Origin of the sequence: Streptomyces sp. ID05-39B, assembly GCF_033794725.1 — a bacterium.
In the GTDB taxonomy this organism is placed as follows: domain Bacteria; phylum Actinomycetota; class Actinomycetes; order Streptomycetales; family Streptomycetaceae; genus Streptomyces; species Streptomyces bobili.
Genome location: NZ_JARGEF010000465.1, coordinates 1 through 2,435, shown reverse-complemented (window position 1 = coordinate 2,435; position 2,435 = coordinate 1). Strand labels below are relative to the sequence as shown.

General features: G+C 64.7%; 3 protein-coding genes. 1 reads left to right on the top strand and 2 read right to left on the bottom strand.

Going from position 1 to position 2,435, the window contains the following annotated elements; all coding sequences use genetic code 11:
* The first annotated feature begins 17 nt into the window (after positions 1-17).
* Positions 18-866, top strand: coding sequence for a transposase family protein (locus P1P75_RS42125; RefSeq protein WP_369076358.1), 849 nt, complete (start codon positions 18-20; stop codon positions 864-866).
* Here P1P75_RS42125 and P1P75_RS41110 read toward each other — a convergent pair.
* Both P1P75_RS41110 and P1P75_RS41105 read right to left on the bottom strand, forming a co-directional pair.
* Positions 787-1,320, bottom strand: a complete 534-nt coding sequence (locus P1P75_RS41110; protein WP_319265048.1) for a hypothetical protein — start codon at positions 1,318-1,320, stop codon at positions 787-789. The two genes, P1P75_RS42125 and P1P75_RS41110, sit on opposite strands and share 80 nt — an antisense overlap.
* Positions 1,321-1,322: 2 nt before the next feature.
* On the bottom strand, positions 1,323-1,883 hold the full coding sequence (locus P1P75_RS41105; protein WP_319265046.1) for a hypothetical protein: 561 nt from the start codon (positions 1,881-1,883) through the stop codon (positions 1,323-1,325).
* Between the last annotated feature and the right edge of the window lie 552 nt (positions 1,884-2,435).

Here is a 2,435-nt window from a genome sequence, read left to right as displayed (position 1 = left end):
CGACCCGCGAGATCACGATGCACGCCCGAGTCCGGGCGGCTGATGCTGCGTGCTCGCGCTGTCATCGCAGGTCCGGTCGTGTGCATGGCCGGTACCGGCGGCGCATGTCCGACGCAGCGGTCAGCGGCACCCGGGTGGTCATCGAGCTGCTGGTACGTCGGTTCCGCTGCCTCAACGACGTCTGCCCAGCGGTGACGTTCGCCGAACAGGTCACCGGATTGACCAGCCCACACGCCCGCTACACCCCGCTGATGCGCGGGACCCTGACCTCGATCGCCCTCGCGCTGGCCGGGCGAGCGGGCAGCCGGCTCGCCCACGCGCTGGGGACACCGGCAGCGAAGGACACCCTGTTACGCCTGCTCACACTGCTCGGACAGGAACCCCCGCCGCTGGGCCAAGCTGAAGAAGAGGTCGTCGAACCGGGCCGCGTAGTCCTCCAGCGGCCCCGGCGCAGGCGGACACGGACGGCGAGCGGTCATCTTCAGCCCCCACACGGCAGTTGGCCCCTATCACCGGCCTACGACCAACTCGACCCGTCGTCAACCCACACCACCGCCGGATTTAACGAACCACCGGTAATCGCTACGCCCGAACCCTCGGCCGGGTTCGAGCGGTGCCGCGTTCCAGCTCTGCACCGGTTTGTGGCGCTCCGGTTTGTCGCTGCCGTGCGGACCGCGCCAGTGCGGGCGCGGTCCGCGAACGGTGATCAGGAAGGGGCATGCTCTGTACGTTCAAGCCGCTCGACGGTAATGCGGGGACGCGTAGGCGGCCTGTGGCTGGCGTCCGTTACCGCGAGGTGCCTGGATACAGGCCGACGACGTCCATCGACGCGCCCGTTGTTGCGTCGTATCCGTTCGCGCCTGTGACACGAATGGTGAAGCGGTAGTAGGCGCGACTGTCGCCACTATTGATGATTTTAATCGGAATTATCATGGTGTCGCCGCGAAACTTTGGCGTGTACACCGTCAAGTCGTCCTTCTGGATTACAGGAACTCCGAAGTGTTCTCCACCCTGCGGGATTCCTGTCACGGACGAAGGGGTAATGACGTCGCCAGGAGGCGCTGCCTCAATTCGCTGCCGCTCCGCCCTGTCGGCCGCTTCCGTGTTTCCTGCTTTCGAGATTCCGGATGAGGTAGGAGTTGGGGATCCTTCTGCTGGCGGGCTCGCGGAACCTTCGCCCCCGACCAGCCGAGTCTCTTCCTGACTGGCGCTGCCCTGCGGCTTGTTGGTGTGTTCTGACCCGCACCCACCCAGCAGAAGGACGATCGGGAGTGCAATGGCCGCGACGATGTGCGGTCTGGTGCGCAGTAGATTGGGCATGATCAGTCGCACTCCGACACGTTTATGACTCGGTCGATGATCGCGACACCGTCCGACCACATGATTGCGGTCACCGGAGAGCAGTCGATCCAGCCGCCCACATCATTGGTCTCGTACTTGACCAGGCCTGCGTACTGAGAAAAGGTTCCTTCGTCCACCTTGCAGGCCACGCCGGCTTTGTTCGGACACAGCTTCAACTTCATCTTTTTCGCCGCGGCGAGGTCGTTGTCGAAGACTGCGCAGGCTCCTGCCACGCTGGTCGAACTTTTCATGTACGTGAATAGGGTGCCGAATCGGCGTGCATCCGGGAGACGCACGGCTCTCGCGAGCTCGTATCCGGAGCCGCACAGTGTGGCGGTGGCGCTGACGGCAGCAGGGTTCGCGGCCGCGACGGCGAGCGTCTCGGGGTCGCGGGCGCCGCTCTCCGATAACTCGACATCGGTCCCGGTAACGACCATGTTCTTGCTCGAGGGGGTGTGGTCTTCTGCCGCAGCTTGTGGAGTGACGGCGAGAATGGAGATGAGAGCGGTTGCCGGGGCAAGGGTGCTTATCAGTCTGCGCATGGAGATCAGGTGATCCGTTCTTCGAGAGTGAGCGGGTTTGAAGGTTGGGCCGCAGGTTGTTTGCGGCAGTGCGGAAGGAACGGGGGGTGCCGGGTGCTGGCATCCGCATACTTCGGCGGGCGAAGGCGACCGGGCCAGGGCGAGTCGGCCAGACGACCGGGTTTCTCGCTGAATGCCGCACGTTGGGCGTCAAGGGCCAAGGGGCGGGCGAGCCGGACGGACGCTCTTGCCAGCCGTGCTGCTGTCCCAGCTGATCGACCACCGGTGCCTCTTCCCGCGGCAGACCGCAGCCAAATTACGAGCGAGCCGGTCTCGTCGCCGAAACGCTTCGTGGGGCCTGGCGGCAACACCACTACTGGTAGCGAGCGGCGAGTCGGCGCCTGGCAGGCGAGAAGGCGTCGATCGACCCAGCGCCCGCACCAGATGAGTCGCTCGTTTCTCGGATGCGGGTGGCTAGTGTCCTGAGTCGTTAATTCGTGTGCAGTATGCGGCGAGGGTGTCGAGGATGTCGTCTGCGGTCTTCGTCCAGACGAACGGCTTGGGGTTCTTGTT